1 protein-coding gene is annotated in these 738 nt (G+C 60.0%); it reads left to right on the top strand.

Features of this window, described 5'->3' with window-relative positions:
- Nucleotides 1-631: 631 nt before the first annotated feature.
- The coding region (locus tag AC5RWX_RS33950) for a GH25 family lysozyme (protein WP_494100529.1) at nt 632-738 on the top strand (107 nt) is incomplete at its 3' end.

Raw genomic sequence — 738 nt, forward strand, 5'->3', positions numbered from 1 at the left:
AGCAGTAACAGATGTACCACTAGCACCAGTAGTCCTGCGGTGCTATGGTGAGCGCGTTATTTGTCGCAATACAATCTGCCGAGCGTTTCCCTGGGGGGATGCCCTTGGCAGCTACCAAATGAGCGCTCGGCGCAGCGCCACATTGTCTCCGGAGCAAAAAATGAAGCGGAACCCGTCTCAGTCCCGTCGCCCCTCATTCATGTCCTTGGGGATAGCGCTCCTAGCTGCGACCTTGGTAGCGGGCCCAGGCCTTGCGGGTGTAGCCACAGCCGCGGAGCCCGCACCTTCTCCAACTACTCCTCCCCCGACGAACGCTGCCTCGGTTGCCGCTTCACCTTCTCCTGCTGCTCCCCTGTCGATGCCATCTTCAGTAACGCCAGCGCCATCTGAGCCTCCTGTGGCCCAACCCTCTGCAGAAGCCGCACAGTCAATGGCGGAAGCAGTTGGTCTCGGCGGAGCGGAAATGGGGCAGCGGTCCGCTCGCGTCACCGCATCAACCCCATCGGAATCGTTCAGGCGCCTCAGCACTGAATCTCTGTCCTCGGAGGGCACATGGATGCCCACCTTCGGTATTCAGGGATTGGACGTTAGCGGGCACCAACCCAGCGTGGACTGGCAGCAGCAATGGAACATGGGTGCACGATTCGCCTATGTAAAAGCCTCTGAAGGAAACTACTACACCAACGAGCGCTTCGGTTCCCAGTATCAGGGATCACGCAGCGTCGGCATGATCCGAGG

This window comes from Arthrobacter sp. SPT-J7 (assembly GCF_059089965.1).